This is a genomic window from Holophagales bacterium, assembly GCA_016699405.1.
In the GTDB taxonomy this organism is placed as follows: domain Bacteria; phylum Acidobacteriota; class Thermoanaerobaculia; order Multivoradales; family JAGPDF01; genus JAAYLR01.
Map to the genome: position 1 here is coordinate 3,152,691 of CP064972.1, position 16,762 is coordinate 3,169,452.

At 69.0% G+C, this 16,762-nt stretch carries 14 protein-coding genes; 8 read left to right on the top strand and 6 right to left on the bottom strand.

Annotated elements, in window-relative coordinates; all coding sequences use genetic code 11:
* Positions 1-3 precede the first annotated feature (3 nt).
* The 3 genes from nuoB to IPJ17_13005 all read left to right on the top strand — a co-directional run bounded on the left by nuoB (position 4) and on the right by IPJ17_13005 (position 2,820).
* Positions 4-522: an NADH-quinone oxidoreductase subunit NuoB gene (nuoB, locus tag IPJ17_12995; protein QQR72427.1), complete on the top strand. Its 519-nt coding sequence runs from the start codon at positions 4-6 to the stop codon at positions 520-522.
* A complete protein-coding gene (locus IPJ17_13000) occupies positions 485-2,176 on the top strand; it encodes an NADH-quinone oxidoreductase subunit D (protein ID QQR72428.1) in 1,692 nt (563 codons plus the stop codon). Before nuoB ends, IPJ17_13000 begins: the two co-directional genes overlap by 38 nt.
* Before the next feature lie 62 nt (positions 2,177-2,238).
* Positions 2,239-2,820: an NADH-quinone oxidoreductase subunit I gene (locus IPJ17_13005; GenBank protein QQR76166.1), complete on the top strand. Its 582-nt coding sequence runs from the start codon at positions 2,239-2,241 to the stop codon at positions 2,818-2,820.
* Positions 2,821-2,835: 15 nt separating this feature from the next.
* Here IPJ17_13005 and IPJ17_13010 read toward each other — a convergent pair whose 3' ends face one another.
* The 3 genes from IPJ17_13010 to IPJ17_13020 form a co-directional block, all read right to left on the bottom strand.
* Positions 2,836-3,465, bottom strand: a complete 630-nt coding sequence (locus IPJ17_13010; protein ID QQR72429.1) for a response regulator transcription factor — start codon at positions 3,463-3,465, stop codon at positions 2,836-2,838.
* Complete coding sequence (locus IPJ17_13015) at positions 3,462-4,490, bottom strand: PAS domain-containing protein (protein QQR72430.1); 1,029 nt, start codon at positions 4,488-4,490, stop codon at positions 3,462-3,464. The genes IPJ17_13010 and IPJ17_13015 overlap by 4 nt, the downstream gene beginning before the upstream one ends.
* Positions 4,491-4,780: 290 nt before the next feature.
* Positions 4,781-6,262 carry an SBBP repeat-containing protein gene (locus tag IPJ17_13020; protein QQR72431.1) on the bottom strand — a complete coding sequence of 494 codons (1,482 nt, stop codon included), beginning with the start codon at positions 6,260-6,262 and terminating at the stop codon, positions 4,781-4,783.
* Positions 6,263-6,729: 467 nt separating this feature from the next.
* Here IPJ17_13020 and IPJ17_13025 point away from each other — a divergent pair, with 467 nt between their 5' ends.
* Entirely contained in the window at positions 6,730-8,613 is a 1,884-nt protein-coding gene (locus IPJ17_13025; GenBank protein ID QQR72432.1) for a 2-oxoacid:acceptor oxidoreductase subunit alpha, read from the top strand.
* The gene (locus IPJ17_13030; protein QQR72433.1) at positions 8,603-9,637 is read left to right on the top strand and encodes a 2-oxoacid:ferredoxin oxidoreductase subunit beta; all 1,035 of its coding nucleotides are present in this window, start codon (positions 8,603-8,605) and stop codon (positions 9,635-9,637) included. Before IPJ17_13025 ends, IPJ17_13030 begins: the two co-directional genes overlap by 11 nt.
* Before the next feature lie 69 nt (positions 9,638-9,706).
* Here IPJ17_13030 and IPJ17_13035 read toward each other — a convergent pair whose 3' ends face one another.
* Positions 9,707-10,366 carry a class II aldolase/adducin family protein gene (locus IPJ17_13035; protein QQR72434.1) on the bottom strand — a complete coding sequence of 220 codons (660 nt, stop codon included), beginning with the start codon at positions 10,364-10,366 and terminating at the stop codon, positions 9,707-9,709.
* A 100-nt stretch (positions 10,367-10,466) separates the two neighbouring features.
* Here IPJ17_13035 and glgX point away from each other — a divergent pair, with 100 nt between their 5' ends.
* A complete protein-coding gene (gene glgX, locus IPJ17_13040) occupies positions 10,467-12,626 on the top strand; it encodes a glycogen debranching protein GlgX (protein QQR76167.1) in 2,160 nt (719 codons plus the stop codon).
* Positions 12,627-12,714: 88 nt separating this feature from the next.
* Here glgX and IPJ17_13045 read toward each other — a convergent pair whose 3' ends face one another.
* Together IPJ17_13045 and IPJ17_13050 are read right to left on the bottom strand one after the other, a co-directional pair.
* The gene (locus tag IPJ17_13045; GenBank protein QQR72435.1) at positions 12,715-13,230 is read right to left on the bottom strand and encodes a hypothetical protein; all 516 of its coding nucleotides are present in this window, start codon (positions 13,228-13,230) and stop codon (positions 12,715-12,717) included.
* 137 nt (positions 13,231-13,367) lie between these two features.
* Positions 13,368-14,588 (bottom strand): ATP-grasp domain-containing protein, encoded by a 1,221-nt coding sequence (locus IPJ17_13050; protein QQR72436.1) that lies wholly within the window; start codon positions 14,586-14,588, stop codon positions 13,368-13,370.
* 59 nt (positions 14,589-14,647) lie between these two features.
* On the opposite strand from IPJ17_13050, the gene IPJ17_13055 reads away from it, so the two are divergent.
* Together IPJ17_13055 and IPJ17_13060 are read left to right on the top strand one after the other, a co-directional pair.
* Positions 14,648-15,583, top strand: a complete 936-nt coding sequence (locus IPJ17_13055; protein QQR72437.1) for a Type 1 glutamine amidotransferase-like domain-containing protein — start codon at positions 14,648-14,650, stop codon at positions 15,581-15,583.
* Positions 15,580-16,722 (top strand): enterochelin esterase, encoded by a 1,143-nt coding sequence (locus IPJ17_13060; protein QQR72438.1) that lies wholly within the window; start codon positions 15,580-15,582, stop codon positions 16,720-16,722. Before IPJ17_13055 ends, IPJ17_13060 begins: the two co-directional genes overlap by 4 nt.
* Positions 16,723-16,762 lie beyond the last annotated feature (40 nt).

A 16,762-nucleotide genomic window follows, 5' to 3' on the forward strand; every position in this document is an offset into this window, starting at 1 on the left:
CCCATGCAGCTTACCGGGGAATCCTGGATCACCACGCAGCTCTCGGCGGTTTCCGATTGGGCGCAGAAGAACTCCTTCTGGCCGATTCCCTTCGGGACGGCCTGCTGCGCGATCGAGTTCATGGGCGTGGTGTCCAGCACCTACGACATGTCGCGCTTCGGCTACGAGGTCGTGCGGTTCTCGCCCCGCCAGAGTGACCTGATGATCGTCGCCGGTACCATTACCGACAAGATGGCTCCGGTGCTCAAGAAGATCTACGACCAGATGCCCGATCCGAAGTGGGTCGTGTCGATGGGCGCCTGCGCCTGCTCGGGCGGCTTCTACCGCGCCTACCACGTCATGCAGGGGATCGACGAGATCATTCCGGTCGACGTCTACGTGCCGGGCTGTCCGCCGTCGCCCGAAGGGCTCATGTACGGCATCCTGCAACTGAAGGAGAAGGTGGGCCGCGACCGCAAGGCCCGGCTCAAGAGGGAGAAGGCCCGTGCCGGTAGCGACCGCGATGCCAACGCCGCTGCTTGAGCGCTTCCCTGCCGGGAGCGTCGTCCCCGAAGAGGGTCTCGACCAGCCCACCTGGGTGGTGGCTCGGGAGGTCCTGCCGGAGCTCGCCCGCGCTCTGCGGGACGACCCGGCGACCCGCTTCGACATGCTGCTCGACCTCTGCGGCGTCGACTTCCCGGATCGTGACGAGCGTTTCGAGGCGGTCTATCACCTCTACTCGGTGCCACGGGCGGAGCGGCTGCGTCTGAAGGTGCGGGTGCGCGAAGACGACCCGGTGCTGCCCTCGCTCGTCGGCGTCTGGAAGGCTGTCGACTGGTTCGAGCGCGAAGCCTGGGACATGTTCGGGCTGCGCTTCGAGGGCCACCCGAACCTGCGCCGGCTCCTCTGTCACGACGGCTTCCAGGGGCACGCGCTGCGCAAGGACTACGACCCGGCGCGGCGCTGGATCCTCACCGAGGACAAGATCTTCCATCCGAAGCCCGAGGCCCCGGAGACCGAGGACTCGATGTTCGAGCGGATGACGATCAACATCGGCCCTTCGCATCCGGCGATGCACGGCACGTTCCGCTTCGTCGCCACGCTCGACGGCGAGCAGATCGTCGCCTCGGAGGTCGAAGTCGGCTACCTCCATCGCTGCTTCGAGAAGATGTCGGAGACCCACAGCTGGCAGCAGGTGATCCCCTACACCGACCGGCTGAACTACTGCTCTTCGTTCATCAACAACGTCGCCTACTGCCGCACGGTGGAGAAGATGCTGGGGGTCGTCGTGCCGCCGAAGGCGGTCTGGGCGCGCACCATCCTCTCCGAGTTCTCGCGCGTCATGGACCACTGCGTGGCCAACGGCTCGACGCTCGTCGACCTCGGCGCGTTGACCAACTTCTGGTACTTCTTCCAGCCGCGAGAGGAGATCTACGGGCTGCTCGAGTCGGTGTGCGGGGCGCGCCTGACCGTGTCGGCCTGCCGGATCGGCGGACTGCTCGCCGACCTGCCGCCCGACTTCGAAGCGCACTGCCGGCGGCTGCTCGAGACCGTGCCGCCGCTCGTCGACGACGTCGACGGCCTGGTGGCGAAGAACCGCATCTTCCTCGACCGCGCCGTCGGCATCGCCGCGATCAGCGGAGAGGATGCCGTCAATTGGGGTTGGACCGGCCCCTGCCTGCGGGCCTCGGGGGTCGGCTACGACGTGCGCCGCGCCCATCCCTACGACCTCTACGACACGGTGGAATGGGAGGTTCCGGTCTTCCACGGCGGCGACGTGTTCGACCGCTACCGCCAGCGCATGGCGGAGATCAAGCAGTCGCTGTCGATCATCCGCCAGCTGCTCGACCGTGGGATGCCCGAGGGCCCGTACATCGTCGACGATCCGCACGTGGCGCTTCCTTCGAAGGAGGCCTGCTACAACCAGATGGAGTCGATGATCTACCACTTCAAACTGATCATGGACGGCATCCAGGTCCCGGCCGGTGAGTGCTACGTGCCTACGGAAGGGGCCAACGGCGAGCTCGGTTTCTACATCCTGAGCGACGGGGGAGCCAAACCGTATCGCGTCAAGGTGCGGCCGCCCTGCCTGCCGATCTTCTCCACCTTCTCGACGCTGATGAAGGGGCACACCGTCTCGGACGTGATCGCCACGCTCGGCGGGCTCAACATCATCGCGGGGGAGCTCGACCGATGAACTCCGACGCCCTCGGCCAGCCGGGCATCCAGGATCACCCGCGGCAAGTATCGCCACGTCGCATGACGGTGGCCGAGCGGCTCTACCTGCCGCTCCTGCCGGGTCTGCTGATCACGATGCGGCACTTCCTCGGCAACTTCTTCCGCCTGCGCAAGCCGGTGACCATCCAGTACCCCGAGCAGCGGCGCGAGTACTCCCATCGCTATCGCGGGCACCACATCCTCACCACCCGTCCCGACGGCTCGGTGCGGTGCGTCGCCTGCTTCCTCTGCGCCACCAACTGTCCTGCCGACTGCATCCGCATCGAGGCCGCCGAGCAGCCCGACGTCAACGTCGAAAAGTACCCGATCGTCTACGAGATCGACATGTTGCGCTGCGTCTTCTGCGGCTACTGTGTCGATGCCTGCCCGGAAGAGGCGATCATCATGTCGAACAACTACGACATGGCGTTCTACAGTCGGGAGCAGTCGATCGTCGGCAAGCAGGACCTGATGAAGCCGTACACGGTCGACCCCGACCGTCTCGGGTATCGCCCGAGCTTCCCCGAAGAGGCCGCGAAGCGCAACGCGATGCGCCGGCAGGCGTTCGACCTGGTGAGCGCCGCGCGTCAGGCCGCCGGTCAGCCCGCCGCGCCGGTCGCCTAGCCAGCAGGTCGACGGCTAGTCGACAAGGCCGCGCTCGATGGCGTAGTGCATCAGCTCGGCAGTGGTGCGCAGCTCCATCTTCTCGAGGATGCGGGTGCGGTAGGTGCTGACCGTCTTGACCGAGAGGAAGAGGTCGCCGGCGATCTCCGACACCGTGCGACCGCGCGCGAGGGCGCGCAACACCTCGAACTCGCGGCTCGAGAGCTTCTCGTGCTGCTCCTCGTTCTTGCCGCCGATCACCTCGACCATCCGCTCGGTCAGGGCCGGGCTGACCCAGGTTCCGCCTGCCGCGATCTTCAACACCGCCGGCGCCAGGTCCTCGGCCGCCGAACCCTTGTTGAGGTAGCCGCGGGCCCCCTCGCGCAGCACGCGCAGAGCGAACTGGTCCTCCGGGTGCATGCTGAGAACCAGGACCCGGACCTTCGGGTACTGATCGCGGATCTCGCGCAACGTCTCGAGGCCCCCACGTCCCGGCATGTTGAGGTCAAGCACCATGACGTCGGGCTTGACGGATCGGAGGCGATCGAGCGCCTCGTGTCCGTTCGACGCCTCGCCGATCACCTCGATGCCGGGAGCGTCGGAGAGCACTCGCTTCAACCCCTCGCGCACGATGGCGTGGTCGTCGGTGAGGAAGACGCGGATCATCGCTTTCTCCTGAGGAGCGGCAGGCGCACTCGAATCGTCGTGCCACGGCCGGGGTGCGAGCGCAAGGTCAGCGACCCGCCGACCGCCATTGCCCGTTCGTTCATGCCGATGAGCCCGAACGATCCGCTGCGACGCCGGGCGCTGGGAGAGAACCCCTGTCCGTCGTCGTGGATCGTCAGCTCGAGGCCGGCGAGGCGGTGACGCAGGGCGACGTCGACGCGCTTCGCGTCGGCGTGTCGGGCGACATTGGTCAGGGCCTCCTGAACGATGCGGAACGCCGCGGTGGCGATCGGCGTCGGGGCGTCGGGAAGGTCGGGCTCGCGGACGAAGGCGACGGGGATGCCGTAGCGACGCGAAAACTGCTCGCCCAGCCATTCGATGGCGGCTGGCAGTCCGAAGTCGTCGAGGATGGCCGGTCGCAGCTCCGTGGTCAGCCGGCGAGCCGCGGCGATGGTGTGGTCGGTCAAGCCCACCAGTGCGGTCATCCGCTCGGCCAACTCGGGATGGTTCGCGGGGAGCCGCTTCGTCATCCAGGCGAGGTCGAGCTTGAGCGCCGTCAGGGCGTGGCCCAACTCGTCGTGGATCTCGCGGGCGATGGCCGCTCGCTCCTCTTCGCGCGCTCGCACGAGGTGGGTGGCGAAGCGTTGGCGCTGATCGAGGACCCGCGCCGTCGCCCGTTCGGCGAGCTTGCGCGCGGTGACGTCGGCAAAGGAGAGCACGGCCCCGTCGAGCCCCGGCTCGTCGCGACGGATCGGGTCGAGGGTGAGCCGGAACCAGCGGCGAGTCGCCGGCAGCCAGACCTCGAGTTCGACGCGGTGCTCTCCCTCGACGACCACTGCTGAAGCGTAAGCTTGCAGGAGCGGTGTGGGGAGCAGGTCCTCGATGCGCTGGCCGACGATCTCCAGGTACGGGCGGGCGACGAACTCGGCGCCATTGCGGTTGACTCGACGCACCCGATGGTCGGGATCGAGCATGAAGATCGCCTCGCTCGAGGCATCGACGGCCGCTCGCCACTGTCGCGCCACGCGCTCGACCTGTTCGAGGACCGCAGTCGGATCGTCCGCCCGGGTGCGCCGGGAGCTCGGGGGGCTCGGGACCGGCCGAGTCGGTGGTTTTCGTGCGCTGGGAGATCCCGGGGTACGGCGCGGGGGGCGAGAAGCCGGCATCAGCAGGAGCTCTCGGCTGGATTCGTGAATCGCCCGGTCAGTATGACGCACTCGCCGGACGGGAGCCAGCCCCAGGCAACGCCAAGGGCCCGCGACCGTGGTGATCGCGGGCCCGCGGTGGCGGCCGTCGGCGGCCGAGCTGCGTTCGCCTAGCGGCGGATCTTGGCCGTCGGACCGATCAGGGCGTAGTAGCCATCGCACATCCCGAGCGTCTCCGGGCCCGGGTCGAGCTCGATCCGACCGCCCATCAACCAGGACCCGTCGGGCAGCGCGAAGCTGGCAGTCGCCAGGTCGGTGTTGGTGCTGCCCATGTAGCTAGCGTAGGCCACCTCCTGGGTGCTGTTCGCGATCCGCGCCAAATAGGAGTCGGTGCTGCCGCCGGCGAAGCGGGGCTGCTCGGCGTCGGGAGTCACCGGCAGGTCGAGCGACGAGGTCGCCCCGGAGATCAGCACCTCGGCGAGCCCGTTGACGGCGACCGACTCGACGCTGTCGGCGCCAGTGCCCCCGAAGAGCCGAGAGTAGACGACCACGGAATTGCCGGCGTTCATCCGGGTGACGAAGCCGTCACTCGGTCCGAGCCGGGGAACTGTGGTCGCGCCGACCTGCGGAAAGTCGGTCGACCAGGTCTGCCCGCCGATCACCACCTCGGTGCCGATCGCCGTGACCGACCTGGCGTAATCGACCCGGTCCCCGCCGAGGTAGCTGGAGAAGACGAGCTTGCGATCGGCAAGCGACCACGCGGCGACAAAGGCGTCGTCGGTGCCACGCAGGCCCGACTTCTGCAGGGGATTGACCGCCGGGAAGTCGATCGACTGCGTGCTGCCGACCACCACGAGCAGACCCTTGGTGGTCAGGGCGGCCGCGGCGACCCGCTCGAGCGCCCGCCCGCCGTGGTAGGTCGAGAACGAGAGCTTCAGGGTCAGCGAGGTCGGGGAGGACGGCTCGGTGGTGAAGCGCGCCACCATGGCATCGGTCGAGCCCATCAGGGCCCGCTGCGTAGGAGCGAGCAGGGGCAGGTCGGTCGAGGTGGTCGGCCCGACCAGGGTCACCAGGCCCGACGACTCGACGACGACGCCCGTTGCCTGATCGTCTCGGCTGCCACCGAAGTAGGTCGCCGCCACCTTCTGGCCGGAAGGATCGAAGGCGACGAGGAAGGCGTCGCTCGCCCCGCCGTTGCAGAGACCGTCGGTGCCGCACGTGGCGTCGTAGGTCGGCGAAAGCACCGGGAAGTTGGGCGAGGTGGTCTTGCCGGCGATCCACAGATCGCCGTTTCCGTCGAACGCTGCGGCATTCGCCTCGTCGATCCCCGAGCCGCCGATGTAGGTGGAGAAGAGGATGGTGCAGCCGCTCGGATCGATCTTCGTCAGGAAGGCGTCCGTGGCACCACCGAGGGTCGCCTGCGGCGCGTTGGCGACCGGAAAGTCGACCGAGGTGGTCGATCCGACAACGTAGAGGTTGCCCTGACTGTCGGAAAGGACCTTGGTGATGCTCTCGTCCCCGCTACCGCCCAGCAGGGCCATGAACTCGCAGTGATTGGCGCGAGCGGGTGAGACGGCGAACGAAGCGAGGGTAAGCGCCAGCGCCGCGATCCGGCTGCTGTGGGCTCTTGGAAGCTGGTTCTTGCTGGTCATGACCGATCCTCCGGGTCTCGGCGGGCTCATCGCCCTGGGTTCGAGGACAGGTTAGGACCGGTGGAAAGCGCGGAGAATCGGCGGAAGGCGCGAGGTCCTGTCGGTGACCGTCCGACAGGGCGCGGTCGCACGTCCGGCTCCGTCCTACACCCCATGACGGACGATCCGACCGTGGACCAGCGGAGAAGCCGACAGGAGCGGTCCGTTGAAAAGAGGCACACTGGTGTCGTCGGAGGCGATCAGCCGCCAGGGTCGGTCGGTTGGATCGTCGGGGAACGTTCTCCGACGCGGGGTGGCGTGACCTCCGCACGCCGCCCCGCGCCTCGTCTTGCGCCCCCCGGAGTGGATTTCTCCCTGCCGAATCGGCGACCAGGCGCCCACCCCGGCAGGCGGGGAAGTGCCTCCCAGCGCGTGCTAGAGTCCGCGCCCATGCAGGCAAACCAAGCATCCGCAGGGAGTTCCACCTCATGACTTTGCCGATTGCAGGTTCCGGAATGCCGGAACGCCGCGAGGTCGCCTCCGAGAAGCTCGACGATGTCGTCATCCGTTTCGCCGGTGATTCCGGCGACGGAATGCAGCTGACCGGAACCCAGTTCACTTCGACCTCCGCGCTGGTCGGCAACGATCTGGCCACCTTCCCGGATTTCCCCGCCGAGATCCGCGCGCCTGCCGGCACGTTGGCCGGCGTCTCGGCTTTCCAGGTCCGCATCGCCGACCGCGACATCCACACCCCGGGCGACGCCCCGGACGTGCTGGTGTCGATGAACCCGGCGGCGCTCAAGGTGAACCTGAAGGATCTGAAGCGCAACGGCGTGCTGATCATCAACACCGCCGAGTTCGACGAGCGCAGCCTGCTGAAGGCCGGCTACACGGCGAGCCCGCTCGAGGACGGCAGCCTCGACGCCTACCGTGTCTTCAAGGTGGAGATCACCAAGCTCACCCGAGAGACGCTCAAGGACAGCGGACTCGACACCAAGAGCCAGGAGCGCTGCAAGAACTTCTTCGCGCTCGGCATGGTCTACTGGATGTTCAGCCGGCCGCTCGACCCGACCATCCAATGGGTCGAAGAGAAGTTCGCCAGCAAGCCGAAGCTCGCCGAGGCGAACATCAAGGTGCTCAAGGCGGGCTGGAACTACTGCGACATCACCGAGATCTTCCAGGTGCGCTACGAGATCGAGCCCGCCAAGCTCGAGCCGGGCACCTATCGCAACATCATCGGCAACTCGGCGATCGCCCTCGGCTGCATCGCCGCGGCGCACCGGGCCGGCCTGCCGCTCTTCAAGGGCGCCTATCCGATCACCCCGGCGACCGACGTGTTGCAGGAGCTGACGCTCTACAAGAACTTCGGTGTCACCACCTATCAGGCGGAGGACGAGATCGCGGCGATGTGCGCGACGATCGGCGCCGCCTACGGCGGAGCGCTGGCGGTGACCGCCACCAGCGGTCCCGGCATGGCGCTGAAGTCGGAGGCGATCGGCCTGGGGATCATGGTCGAGCTGCCGATGGTCATCGTCGACGTGCAGCGCGGCGGTCCGTCGACCGGGCTGCCGACGAAGACCGAGCAGGCCGACCTCTTCCAGGCCGTGCTCGGCCGCAACTCCGAGGCGCCGCTCCCGGTGCTCGCCGCCAAGTCGCCGGCCGACTGCTTCGACTCGGCGGTCGAAGCCTGTCGCATCGCGCTCAAGTACATGACCCCGGTGATCCTGCTCTCCGACGGCTACCTCGCCTTCGGCTCCGAGCCGTGGAGGGTGCCGAAGCCGGAAGACCTGCCCGATCTGCGCAAGGACTACCGCGTCGACCCGAACGGGTTCCACCCCTACGATCGGGACCCGGTCACGTTGGCGCGGCCCTGGGCGATCCCGGGAACGCCGGGGCTCGAACACCGCATCGGCGGTCTCGAGAAGGCGGAGGGCAGCGGCCACGTCTCCTACGATCCCGACAACCACGAGTACATGGTCAAGATCCGCGCCGAGAAGGTGGCGCGCGTGGTGGCCGACATCCCGGACGTGGTGGTCGACGGTGAGCCGGAAGGCAAGCTCCTCGTGCTGGGATGGGGCTCGACCGCCGGCGCCATCGACGGTGCCGTGCGCCTGGCGCGGCAGGAGGGGCTGAAGGTGAGCCGCCTCCATCTGCGCTGGATCAACCCGTTCCCCAAGAACCTGGGCGAGGTGCTGTCGCGCTTCGAGAACATCCTCATCCCCGAGATGAACCTCGGCCAGCTCGCGTTCCTCATTCGCGCTCGCTACCTGCGCGACGTCCTGAGCTTCCCGAAGGTCAAGGGCAAGCCGTACTACCGGTTCGAGATCCTCAACGAGATCAAGCAGGTCCTGGAGTCGAAGAATGCCCACTGAGACCGTCGCCCTCACCCGCAAGGACTTTCAGTCGGACCAGGAAGTTCGCTGGTGCCCCGGATGCGGGGACTACGCGGTGCTCACCGCCGTCCAGTCGGTCTTCCCCGAGCTCGGCGTGCCGCGCGAGAAGTTCGTCGTCGTCTCCGGCATCGGCTGCTCGAGCCGCTTCCCGTACTACATGGAGACCTTCGGCTTCCACACCATCCACGGCCGCGCCCCGGCGATCGCCACCGGCCTGAAGCTGGCGCGCCCGGAGCTCGAAGTGTGGATCGCCACCGGCGACGGTGACGCGCTCGCCATCGGCGGCAACCACTTCATCCACACGCTGCGGCGCAACGTCGGCGTCAAGATCCTTCTGTTCAACAACCGGATCTACGGCCTGACCAAGGGGCAGGCGTCGCCGACCTCCGAGTTCGGCAAGAAGACCAAGTCGACGCCGGACGGCTCGGTCGACTTCCCGTTCAACTCGCTTTCGGTGGCGATCGGCACCGGAGCGACGTACGTCGCCCGCACCGTCGACGTCATGCTGCCGCACATGAAGGAGACGCTGCGCTCCGCCGCCCGGCACCAGGGCAGCGCCTTCCTCGAGATCTACCAGAACTGCGTGATCTTCAACGACAAGGCCTTCACCTACATGACGGAGAAGGAGGTTCGCGACGACGCCATCCTGGCGCTCGAGCAGGGCAAGCCGCTCGTCTTCGGCAAGGCGAAGGACCGTGGCATCCGCCACAACGGGACCGAGCTCGAGGTCATCCGCTTCGCCGACGGCTTCGGTCCGGACGACTGCCTGGTCTGGGACGCGACGCGCGAGAACCCGACGCTGTCGTTCATGATCGCCCAGCTGTCGCCGCCGGATTTCCCGACGCCGATCGGCGTGCTGCGCGACGTCGACCACCCGACGTTCGAGGGCGTGGTGGCGAGCCAGAACCGGGCCCTCACCGATCGCCGCGGCGCCGGCACCCTGGAGCAGCTCTTCAACCAGGGCGACGTCTGGACCGTGCACGAGGACGGGACGATCTCGTAGCGCGGTCGGCGACCGATCGACGCACCTCACCATGGAGCCCGGCCTGACGGCCGGGCTCTTCGTTTTCGCTTACAGCTTGGAAGTCTTCGGCTGCTGGCCGTAGGTCGCGAAGCTGTCGATGACCTTCTTCATCTCCGGGCCCGAAAGGCGTGGCGGCTCGCGAAGCGGGAGAAGTCGCAAGAAGGTCTCGGCGAGGAACTCGAGCTCGACGGCGAGGGCGAGCGCCTTGTCGAGCGTCGCCCCGAGCGTGAGGAAGCCGTGGTGAGCGAGAAAGCAGGCCCGTCGCCGCGCCAGGGCTTCGAGGGCGTTCCTGGCCAGCTCGCGGGTGCCGAAGAGGGCGTAGCGGGCGCAGCGGATCGAATCGCCGCCGGCGGCGGCCACCATGTAGTGAAAGGGTGGGAGGTCGCGGCCGAGGCAGGAGAAGGCCGCGGCGGCGGGGGAGTGCCCGTGCACGATCGCCGCTACGTCGGGGCGCTCGGCGTAGACCGCCGCGTGCATCGGCCACTCCGAAGAGGGCGCGCAGCGCTCGCCCGCCGCGACGACGCCGTCGAGGCCCATGCGCACCACGTCGGGAGCGGTCAACGAGTCGTACTCGAGACCGGTCGGGGTGATGAGCATCCCCGTGCCCGCTCGCACGCTGAGGTTGCCCGACGTGCCGTGCGTCAGCCCCACCGCCACGGCGCGCCTGGCCGCGGCCAGGATCGCCTCTCGCTCCTCCCGATGCTCCATGCTCCGACTCCTCGCGGGATGTCCGGCCTCTCGGATGGTGCAGGAGATCGGCCCCGTGCCGCAAGTCCTCACGCCGAACAATCGATATCATCCGGGGTGCATGCCCGCCCACCCCGGCAACGGTACCCATCGCGAGGCGGTTCTCGGCCTGATCGACGGCGTGCCGCGGCTCCACCGCGGTCGGCCGCTGCCGCTCGGCGTGTCGCAGACGCGGCTGGGACTGAACTTCGCTGTCTTCTCGCGTCACGCCACGGCGATGACGCTCGCCCTCTTCGCCAGTGGGGAGCACGAGCCGGTGCTCGAGATTCCGCTCGATCCGGGCGTTCACCGAACCGGCGACGTCTGGCATCTGGAGGTCGAGGGGCTGTCGACCGATGTCCGTTACGGCTGGCGCGCCGACCGCCATCCAGTGCCGAGCGACCGGTTTCACCGCTTCGACCCGACCCGGCTGCTCAGCGACCCCTACGCCCGGGCGCTGACCGGCGGCAGCGAGTGGGCGGTGCGCTACGTGCGACACGGGGAGCCCGCGGGCGACGGCGGGAATCGTCGGCGAGCCCTCTGGGTCGACGACGACTTCGACTGGGACGGGACGCTGCCGCCTCGCATTCCGCTCCCCGACAAGGTGATCTACGAGCTCCACGTCCGCGGCTTCACCGTCGACGCGTCGTCGGGGGTCGCCCATCCCGGCACCTACCTCGGCCTGATCGAGAAGATCCCGTATCTCAAGGATCTCGGCGTGACCACTGTCGAGCTCCTGCCGGTCTACGAGTTCGACGAGCTGGAGGTGGAACGGGAGAACCCGGAGACCGGCGAGCGCCTGCTCAACTACTGGGGCTACAGCCCGATCTGCTTCTTCGCGCCGAAGGCCGGCTACGCGGCCGCGGGTCGCGACGGCCGCCAAGTCCAGGAGCTCAAGACGTTGGTGCGCGAGATGCACCGAGCCGGTCTCGAGGTCTTCCTCGACGTGGTGTTCAATCACACCGCCGAGCATGCGGGATGGCCTGAAGACCCGGTCTATTCGTTCCGCGGGCTCGACAACAAGGTCTACTACATGCTCGACCCGGAGACGGGGCAGCCGCGCAACTACTCGGGTTGCGGCAACACGCTCAACTGCAACCACCCGGTGGTCCGCAACATGATTCTCGACGCCCTGCGCTACTGGGTCGCCGAGATGCGCGTCGACGGCTTCCGCTTCGACCTCGCCTCGATTCTCGGTCGTGGCCAGCAGGGCGAAGTCCTGGCCAACCCGCCGCTGCTCGAGCAGATTGCCGGCGATCCGGTCCTGGCCCACACGACGCTGATCGCCGAGGCCTGGGATGCTGCGGGTCTCTATCAGGTCGGGACCTTCCCCGCCTGGGGGCGCTGGGCGGAGTGGAACGGCAAGTTCCGCGACGAGATGCGCCGCTTCGTCCGTGGCGAGGCGGGGCTCGCCGGGCGGGTGGCGACGCGCCTGTCGGGAAGCGCCGATCTCTACCAGACGTCGGGACGCCAGCCCTGTCATTCGATCAACCTCGTCACCTGTCACGACGGCTTCACGCTCGCCGACCTCGGCGCCTACGAGCGCAAGCACAACGAGGCCAACGGCGAGGAGAACCGGGACGGGAGCGACCTGAACTTCTCGCTCAACCACGGCGTCGAGGGGCCGAGCGACGATCGCGAGGTGCTGGCCCAGCGCGGACGGCACACGCGCAATCTCCTGACCCTCCTGCTCGTCTCGCAGGGGACGCCGATGCTGCTCGGCGGCGACGAGATGGGTCGCACCCAGGGCGGCAACAACAACGCCTATTGCCAGGACACGCCGCTGAGCTGGGTCGACTGGCGCCTGCACGAGCGCCACGCCGGACTGCAGCGCTTCGTCCGCTTGATGATCGCCTTCCGGCGCGCGCACCCGGTGCTACGGCGCGGTGACTTCCTGCGCGGGGCCGGGAGCACGGCCTCTTCGCGCCCCGACGTCTCCTGGCACGGCGCCGAGCCGTTCCGTCCCGACTGGGGTCCCCGGGGGCAGGCCTTCGCCATGCACCTCGCCGGCGAGCACGCCGCCTCACCGGACTGCGACGTCTTCCTCGCCCTCAACATGGCCACCGAGCCGCGAGAGCTCGCCCTGCCGCAGCCCCCACGCGGGCAACGCTGGCTGCGCGTCGTCGACACCTCGCGTGAGAGCCCCGACGACATCCGTGAGGAGGGGAGGGAGGAGTCGCTCGCGCCGTCGCCTCGTCTCGCCGTTCCGCCGCGGACGGCGGTTCTCCTGCGCAGCCGGTAGAGATCGCGCGAGCGCCCGTCCGGCGAGCTCGGGCGTCGGTCGCCGAGCGTCCCGCAAACGAGATGGGGCGCTCCGCGGCGCCGAAGGGTCAGATGTCGCGGTCCCTCGCCGGCATGGGGTGGCCGTTGCGAACCTCGCGCCAGAGCGCGGCGACATCGAGCTTCTCGGGGCGCGGCGAGGAACTGGCGAAGGTGAGATGGCGCTCGACCCGCAGCGTGCCGTCGCGCCGCGCGAAGAAGACGAGGTGGCCGTGTCGAGCGATGCCGCCGTGCTCGTAGGCGACGAAGGGCGCCGTGCCGTCACCGGCGAGAATCAGCCGCCGCGGCGCCAGATGCGAGGGAAGGACGACCGTGTCGGTCGCCTGGTACGGCTCCCCGGGGTCAGCCAGGAGATCGTCGAGCCGGGGCTGCTGCTCCCCTTCGAGGCCGGCGCTCACCGCGGGCGCGGCGAGGAAGCGGTGCAGCGAATCGCGCAATTCGGCCGGGAGCGCCGCCTTCGAAAGCAGGGTGCGGAAGCCGGAGGGATCGGGCAGCTCCGGAGAGAGGGCTGCGGCCCTGCCGCCGAGGGGGACCGCGAAGAGCAGGGTGAGAACGAGGAGCTTCATAGGAGACCTCCTGGCCGCTCGCTGTCTCGGGGGCGGAACAGCTCTTGCCGCCGATCTACCCGACGACGCGGAGGCAGAGCGGGAATCGCGACCTCGGGCGCGGGAACCGCTCGCACGGTTGTTCGATCGCAGGCCTCCTACCGCGCATAGACGTGGACGGTCCGGCCAATGGCGTCGAGGATGCCGCGCAGGGCGTCGAAGTCGGGATGGCGGGCGCGCACCCAGGCGTTCGCCATGAATCCGGCCTCCACCGGCTGGGTCGGCGTGCCGGGGGTGGGGAAATGGGAGTCGAGGATCCACTCGCCGTGCTCGCGGAACATCTCCTCGACGCCCGAGTAGCCGGCAATCTCGCCGTCGCGGTCGGGCCGGAGCGCGATCATCCCCGCGGCGAAGCGGCGCGACGGGGCGCTCGCCGGGCTGCCGTGGACGATGGCGTGGGCCCACTCGCGGTAGAGGTCGAACTCGTTGGCGGCGCAGTAGAGGTCCCAGACGCCGACGCCCGGCGGGCGGCATCCGATCTCGGAGAACTTCAGGCCGCGCGGTCCGAAAAACCACTCCATGTGGGTCGCCGAGGTCCCGATGCCGAGGGCGCGGATCACCTTGCGGCCCATCTCGCGCAGCTCGCCATAGCCCGGCGCATCGACCCGGTTGGTCACCACGACCTGGGGCGAGATCCACCGCGTCCGCATCGCCTCGAGCACGTTCGGGTAGTAGTGCGAGATGAACTCGTGCGTCGCCGTGCCGCCGATCGACATCGTGTCCCAGAACCCCTCGTGCCCTTCGACGAACTCCTCGACGGCGACACTTCCGCCGCGGTCGAGCCCCCAGCGTTCGATCGCCGCCTCGATCTGTCCGGCGCTGTCGAGTCGCTCGGTTCCCGAAGCGCCGGCCGCATCGCGCGGCTTGAGGATCAGCGGGAAGCCGGTCGACTCGGCGAACTCGCGCAGCTCGTCGCTGGAGGAACAGCCGGCGGATCGCGCCGTGGGGATGCCGGCGGCGCGCAACGCCTCTTTCATCGCGGGCTTGTCGCGGCAGAGGTAGGCGGTGCGCACGGAGGTCCCGGGGATCCCGGCGGCCTCGCGCACGCGGGCAGTGGTGAGAATGTGCGCCTCGACCGTCGCCTCGAGCCGGTCGACCCACTCGCGGCGCTGGACGCGGCGCACGGCGTCGAGCAGCGCCCCTTCGTCGACGACCGAACGGACGCGTTCGTAGCCGTAGAGCCAACCGCGCAGCTCGGCGTCGAGATGCTCGATGGGGGCCTCGCCGATGCCGGTGACGCGGGCGCCGACGGAAAAGAGCGCCCGGGCGAACTGACGCTGGTTCGAAGGGAAGCGAGGCTCGACGAGAAGGACGTGCATGAGCTCTCCGTTCTCCGCGCGGTGACGAGCTGGCGGTTTCGACATTAGGATTCTAGCCCATGGCTCCCGTCGTCCTGCTCGGTCCTCAGCGTTTCACCCGCACCCTCGGCGAGGCCGTGCGGGCCGCCGGCATCGAAGGGCGGATCGGCGTCGTCTCGGCCGGCTGGCAGGAGCGCGAGCGCGAGGACGACGAGTTGCGCGACCACCTGCAGGGGCGGACGGTCAACCTGCTGCTCTATGCACGCGGTGAGGAGGCGTTCGGCGCCGATCCGGAGCTCTTCGCGGCGCACCGCGAACGGCAGGACCTCCTGCGCCGCCTGCAGGAGCTCTACCGGCAGCGCCTCGCCTTCGCCAAGGAGGCGGCGCGGGCGCTGCTCGGAAAGGGAGGAGACCCGGCGCTGCTCGAGCCGGAGCGCCGCCACGCCCTCGAGTCGCTGCGCGACCTCGACGAGCACCACCGGCGACGTCTGCGGCAGATCCGGCGCGATTTCGACGAGCGTTGGCAGCCGTTGTCCCGCCCGGCGGTGGCACGCCACGTCGAAGCCCTGGGGCGCACCCTCGGTTCGTGCGAGGCGGTCGGGATCGCCGGCGGGCATGTCGCCGTCCTGCTCAACCGACTCCGCCTCTTCGGCCTCGACCGGACGCTGCGCGGTATGCCGATCTTCGCCTGGTCGGGCGGCGCGATGGTGGCGACCGACCGGCTGGTGCTGTTCCACGATTCGCCGCCGCAGGGCGCCGGCAACGCCGAAGTGCTCGAGGAGGGTCTCGGCCTCTGCCAGGGGATCGTTCCGCTGCCGCACGCGCGCCGCCGCCTGCACCTCGCCGACCCCTTGCGCGTCGCCCTGCTCGCCCGCCGTTTCGCTCCGGCGGCGGTGGTGGCCCTCGACGACGGCGGTCGGATCACCTGGGAGAACTTCGCCTTGCGCGATGCCCGCGGCGCCCGCCAGCTCACCGCCGAAGGGGCCCTGGTCGATCTGGCGGAGGAGCGGGCATGACCCTGGCGATCCGCGAGCTCGAGCGCCGCGGTGCGTTGGGCCGCGAGGACGTCGACGCCTTCCTGGCGGCGCACGCCTTCCCGCTGGTCGAGGGCTCCTCGGCCACCTTCGTCTGGCGCGGGGAGGCCGAGTCGGTGCATCTCCAGCATTGGGTCTTCGGGCTGCCCTCGGCTCAGCCGTTCACCCGGCTCGGCGAGACCGACCTCTGGTACTTCATCCAGGAGCTGCCGCCGCGCTCGCGCGTGGAGTACAAGCTCGAGATCGTGCCGCGCGGCGAGACCCGGTCGCGACTGGTGCTCGATCCGCTCAATCCGCACCTCGCCAACGATCCGTTCGGCGCCAACTCGGTCTGCCACGGCGCGACCTATCAGCGCCCGGAGTGGACGCTGCCCGACGACGAAGCGCGGCGGGGAGCCCTCGAGACGCTCGAAGTGGCGAGCGAGGGGCTCGGCAGGACGGTTCCGGTCGACGTCTACCTGCCGGCCCGCTTCCGCACCCGCCGGCGCTATCCACTCCTCGTCGCCCACGACGGCGGCGACTATCTGCGCTACTCGTCGCTGCGCACGGTGCTCGACAACCTGATCCACCGCCTGGAGATTCCACCGATGGTGGTGGCGTTGACCACGTCGTCGGACCGGCTGGTCGAGTACGCCGATCACCCGGGTCATGCGCGCTTCCTCGCCGAGGAGCTGCTGCCGGCGCTCGAGGCGCGCTACCCCTTGCGGCGGGAGCCGGCGCAACGCGGCCTGATGGGAGCGAGCTTCGGCGGCGTGGCGTCGCTCGCCGCCGCCTCGCGCTATCCGGGACGGTTCGGGCGTCTTCTGTTGCAGTCGGGCTCGTTCGCCTTCGCCGACATCGGCGCCGGTCGCCGCGGGCCGGTCTTCGACCCGGTGGTGCGATTCGTTAACCGCTTTCGCGAGGAGCCGCAGCGTGTGGCCGAGCGGGTCTTCGTCTCCTGCGGCATCTACGAGTCGCTGATCTACGAGAACCGCTCGATGGTGCCGATCCTGCAGCGCACCGGCATGGAGGTGCGCTACGTCGAGGCGTGGGACGGTCACAACTGGGAGAACTGGCGGGATCGCCTGCGGGAAGGGCTATCCTGGCTCTTCCCCGGGCCGCTCTGGATGGTCTACGAGTAGGGAGCTGCTGCTAGACTCCCCGCCGCTTTCGAGAGGAGGG

What these genes read in the sequence shown, in the direction of transcription:
- IPJ17_13050 (QQR72436.1), bottom strand. Translation starts at nt 14,588, where the DNA reads ATGCACGTCCTTCTCGTCGAGCCTCGCTTCCCTTCGAACCAGCGTCAG.
- IPJ17_13055 (QQR72437.1), top strand. Translation starts at nt 14,648, where the DNA reads ATGGCTCCCGTCGTCCTGCTCGGTCCTCAGCGTTTCACCCGCACCCTC.
- IPJ17_13005 (QQR76166.1), top strand. Translation starts at nt 2,239, where the DNA reads ATGACGGTGGCCGAGCGGCTCTACCTGCCGCTCCTGCCGGGTCTGCTG.
- IPJ17_13060 (QQR72438.1), top strand. Translation starts at nt 15,580, where the DNA reads ATGACCCTGGCGATCCGCGAGCTCGAGCGCCGCGGTGCGTTGGGCCGC.
- IPJ17_13030 (QQR72433.1), top strand. Translation starts at nt 8,603, where the DNA reads ATGCCCACTGAGACCGTCGCCCTCACCCGCAAGGACTTTCAGTCGGAC.
- IPJ17_13025 (QQR72432.1), top strand. Translation starts at nt 6,730, where the DNA reads ATGACTTTGCCGATTGCAGGTTCCGGAATGCCGGAACGCCGCGAGGTC.
- IPJ17_13035 (QQR72434.1), bottom strand. Translation starts at nt 10,366, where the DNA reads ATGGAGCATCGGGAGGAGCGAGAGGCGATCCTGGCCGCGGCCAGGCGC.
- nuoB (QQR72427.1), top strand. Translation starts at nt 4, where the DNA reads ATGCAGCTTACCGGGGAATCCTGGATCACCACGCAGCTCTCGGCGGTT.
- IPJ17_13045 (QQR72435.1), bottom strand. Translation starts at nt 13,230, where the DNA reads ATGAAGCTCCTCGTTCTCACCCTGCTCTTCGCGGTCCCCCTCGGCGGC.
- IPJ17_13010 (QQR72429.1), bottom strand. Translation starts at nt 3,465, where the DNA reads ATGATCCGCGTCTTCCTCACCGACGACCACGCCATCGTGCGCGAGGGG.
- IPJ17_13020 (QQR72431.1), bottom strand. Translation starts at nt 6,262, where the DNA reads ATGACCAGCAAGAACCAGCTTCCAAGAGCCCACAGCAGCCGGATCGCG.
- glgX (QQR76167.1), top strand. Translation starts at nt 10,467, where the DNA reads ATGCCCGCCCACCCCGGCAACGGTACCCATCGCGAGGCGGTTCTCGGC.